We start from the raw sequence: 3,736 nt of genomic DNA on the forward strand, positions 1-3,736 counted from the left end.
CAGCCGATCGTCGCACAGCGCGAGACCGTCGGCAGTCCATTTTCATGCTGACAACCAAGATCGAGTAGAAGTTCAGAGAAGCAGGCGTGTTCGTGGATGCACGAAGTGCCGAACGAGCGTCCGCAGGTTCCGGTGGAGACCTTGCGGCGCTCGAAGTGGCCGAGGAACTCGGTCCACTCCTCGTCGGTGGGGACGCGGTACTCGTCGCTGGGCCGCATGCTCGCCTGCCGGCGAGGAAGGCCAGGTGGGCCTGGACAGCCTCGTCCGGATAGACCGCTGATGGTGGAGTCGGGTATTGGAACCGTCCGGATGCCTCTGCTTTCGACGCGCTTCGTATAAGTCCCCGGTGTGCCGGACCTGACTCAGGTCATATCAGTGCGAGGGTCGAGGGCCCAGTGGTTGGTTCGTAGGGCTCGACCGGCGAAGGGCACGTCCTGCTCGCCCAAGAACCTGAAACCGAGGGAGCGGCAGATACCGTTTGACGGAGCGTTCTGTGTGGCCGGAAATGCATGTATGAGCCCCCACCGGCCGTCGTCGCGAGCCAGCTCAAGCAGCAGGCGGACACCCTGCTTGGCAAGCCCTCGTCCCTGGAACTCCGGGAGTACCATCCAGCCGATCTCGGACATGCGCTCGGCATCGGTGTTGTGAGGCCACAAGGTCACGGTTCCCGCGACCAGTCCCGGCTCGGCTTCATCGGGCACGATCATTTTTGTCCAGTCCGTGCCCGCCGCCGCTCGTTGGACATCACGTCGGACCTTCGACTCCATGCCCTCGCGAGGCAACGGGCCGCCAAGCTCGACCATCATGGCCGGGTCGCATCGCATCCGAACGTAGGCGTCGACGTCGCCGTACTCAACATCACGTAGCAGCATCCGTGTTGCTTCCTTGTCTACTGATTTCATGCTTCTCCCGCGATTATTCCGGGAGGCTGTGGATAAAGACGTCATGGCTGGCGGGTGCTGACGTCGGCTGCGTAAGCGGCCCAGTCGCCAGCTGATGCTTCCTGCCACTGGACGGCGACTTGGATGTGGACGCCGAGTACCCGGGCGAGGATGGCGGCGGGCAGTTCGGCGGCGAGGGTGAACAGCGCGGTGGAGCGGTCCTGCCGAAGCCGGATCCCGATCTTGTGGAGACGCTGGCCGATCCGGTCGTCGCCGAGGGGGTGTCCGGGGCGGCCGCCGGGAAACAGCCAGGGGACGTCGTCGGGGGTTCCGATCTCGGCTTTGCCTCGGCGGGTCGCGATGAGTTCGCGGACGAGTGCGGCCAGCGGCTCGGGTAGGACGACCGGCGAGGTGCCGAACGTGATCGCGACGGTGTTGTTGTCGAGGTGGACGTCGTCGACAGTGAGCTGGCTGATGATGGGGACCTTCTGCGCGTAGAGGACCAGCAGGAGTCCGGCGACGCGGTCCGGGGTGGGCAGGGCGTCGTCGTGGAGGAGCCGTCGGGCATCTGACCAGCGTTTCTGGCTGTCGATGGTGCTGAAGGGGCCCGTCCAGCGGGTAGTGCCGTAGGTCAGGCCGCGGGCGTGCCGGTGCTGTACCGACCAGCGGACGAAGTGGCCGGTCTCGTCCCGGTAGCTGGCGTCGGCGTCTGAGGTCCATCGCTCCAGGTCAGGCTGGGTGCAGTCGCTGAGCGTCAGGCCATTGCCGGCCAGCCACTCGAGGAAGTTGGCCGCTGCGATGACGTGGCAGCGGACGTTCAGGGCTTGGAGATGGGTGGTGTGTTCCTTGCCTAACTATGCAGAGGGCCGCCGGTGACCGAGTCGGTCAGCCCGGTGTCCGCGAGCGCGGTTGTCAGCAGCTTCCGGATGGCGCCGGAGCTGATCGCCCGGTTCTCCCCGCCCCGGTGCCGCTGGAACAGCAGGGGCGAGGGCGGCAGCCAGGTGCGTTCGTAGTGGTCGTAGGCGGGAACCCGAGGGACTTCCCCGTTCGTGTCCCGGATTCGGCAGATAATCGTGGAGAGCACGTCGGCGAGCTCGGGGCTGACACCCAGCAGCCTCTCAATGTCCGTCCTTGACGGGATGAGCTGCAACAGCGGGATGAGCTCGCCAGTGGTCGGCAGCCGGTATTGGATCAGGCTGTGGTGGGAAGGTTCGGTGAGTTCCTCGACGCGGATGCCGGTGGCCCGCAGGACCTCGACGATGGCGAAGGCCCAGGAGGCGTGATCCTCCTCGCGGCCGAGATCGCGCCGCTGTCCGGTCGCGGGGTCCTCGGCCAGGGTCTTCGCAGCGGCCGAGCGGCGGCCCGCGTTTCGAGCCAGTCCGGGAGAACACACGAACCTGCGTGGAGATCCGGCCGGACTCAATGCGGTACTTTGCGGTCTCAAGCGCTTCGGCGGCGTGGGTCCACCCGTCGATCACCCAATCGAGGTCGAGGTTCCCAGCCCCTCCGACACAGCCGGGCTCGTCGACCCGGTGCTCGATCTGCCCGGCGAACCACCGAGCCGGTGCCGGCGGGCGATCTTCTCGAAAAGGTCGCCCGCCGGGCGGTCAGTGGACGCAGATGCGGGGGGCCGGGGCACCCGTGGCCGAGGGCTTGCTTGCGGCGGCGGCGCGCGCCACGTCGGCCAGCAGACGCTGGCGCTCAGCACGGTCCAGATAGCGGCCCGCGACCAGGACGGAGTCGATCCGTCGCGTATGACGGATGTCGGTGCGCGGGTCCGCGTCCAGAACCAGCAGGTCGGCGCGGTCGGCAGGCAGGCCGAGCATCCGGGCGGGCGCGGTGGTCGCGGCGTGGAGGACGTCCCGGGTGGGCATTCCGGCCTCGGCAAGCAGCTCCAGCTCGTGGTGGAGGGAGAAGCCGGGGACCGCGTAGCCGGTGCCGGTGTCGGTGCCCGCGAGCAACTGCATGCCGGCCCGGTGAAGTTCGGCGACGAGGCGCAGCCGGTGCTCATAGATCTGGTGGATGCGGGCGGTGTCCTGCGCGGTGCGACCGGCGGTCAGGGCGGACCAGATGGTGGGCCAGTAGTCGGTCATCCAGTCGGGCAAGTACTTGAACTCGGGTCCACTGGTCGGGAGTTCGTTGGTGCGCTCCAGGGAATGGTGGACAGTGAGCGTCGGTACGACGCGGGTGCCGTTGGCAGCGAGCCGGTCGAAGAGGGCGCGGGTTCGGCCGATGTCGTACGTCCGCATCGCCTGCCATTCCACCGCGTGCACCTGCCGGAACCAGCTCGCGTAGCGCTCGAAGCTCGTGCCGAGGGTGGGGTCGATACGAACCTTCGCCATGGCCCGCCTGATCTCGGGCTCCCGGGCGGAGGTGGCGAGGAGCAGGGCGTGGAGGTGCTCGATGGACTGCTGCCCGGCATCGCTCGCGCGGGCGCAGCGGTGCCTGTCAATTCCGATGAGACACGTCAGGCTGCGGGTTGTTCCTGGTGCTCCTCCGTGGAGGGTTGGTTGATCCATGCCGCCTTCGGGAGGCGGGGTGGTGTCGGCTGTCGTCGGAATCGGTGTGGGTTGGCTGTGTAGGCGTCGGCCAGGATGTCGGCCCGCCGGGCCCGGATCGTGGTGGCGGTGCCGTCGTGGACGGAGGCGGGGGTGTGCAGGCCGATGCCGGAGTGTCGGTGGACGGTGTTGTAGTAGGTGAAGAACTGCTGGCAGAAGGCGCGGGCATCGGCGAGCGAGCCGAACCGGTCGGGGAAGACCGCAATGCCGCGTAGTTAAGCGATTCCGGGCGCTTGCAAGGGGTGTTGACCTGCGGATTCGCCGGGTGGTCGAGGCGATGTCGCCCAGGCAGAGACC

At 67.6% G+C, this 3,736-nt stretch carries 4 protein-coding genes and 2 pseudogenes; 1 reads left to right on the plus strand and 5 read right to left on the minus strand.

Going from position 1 to position 3,736, the window contains the following annotated elements:
* Positions 1-218: pseudogene (locus ABZ826_RS38995) on the minus strand (hypothetical protein); the annotation flags it as partial.
* A gap of 144 nt (positions 219-362) precedes the next feature.
* Positions 363-872, minus strand: coding sequence for a GNAT family N-acetyltransferase (locus ABZ826_RS39000; protein ID WP_361459300.1), 510 nt, complete (start codon positions 870-872; stop codon positions 363-365).
* 149 nt (positions 873-1,021) lie between these two features.
* Here ABZ826_RS39000 and ABZ826_RS39005 point away from each other — a divergent pair, with 149 nt between their 5' ends.
* Positions 1,022-1,279, plus strand: a complete 258-nt coding sequence (locus ABZ826_RS39005) for a hypothetical protein (RefSeq protein ID WP_361459294.1) — start codon at positions 1,022-1,024, stop codon at positions 1,277-1,279.
* Between the two features lie 452 nt (positions 1,280-1,731).
* Here the strand turns inward: ABZ826_RS39005 and ABZ826_RS39010 are convergent, their stop codons facing one another.
* From ABZ826_RS39010 to ABZ826_RS39020, 3 genes and pseudogenes are all read right to left on the minus strand, one after another.
* A complete protein-coding gene (locus ABZ826_RS39010; RefSeq protein WP_361459296.1) occupies positions 1,732-2,274 on the minus strand; it encodes a hypothetical protein in 543 nt (180 codons plus the stop codon).
* A gap of 214 nt (positions 2,275-2,488) precedes the next feature.
* Positions 2,489-3,223 (minus strand): hypothetical protein, encoded by a 735-nt coding sequence (locus ABZ826_RS39015; protein ID WP_361459298.1) that lies wholly within the window; start codon positions 3,221-3,223, stop codon positions 2,489-2,491.
* A gap of 281 nt (positions 3,224-3,504) precedes the next feature.
* Positions 3,505-3,636 (minus strand): annotated as a pseudogene (locus tag ABZ826_RS39020) (integrase core domain-containing protein); the annotation flags it as partial.
* Positions 3,637-3,736: the final 100 nt, after the last annotated feature.

Origin of the sequence: Streptomyces sp. NPDC047515 (assembly GCF_040643055.1) — a bacterium.
Taxonomy (GTDB): domain Bacteria; phylum Actinomycetota; class Actinomycetes; order Streptomycetales; family Streptomycetaceae; genus Streptomyces.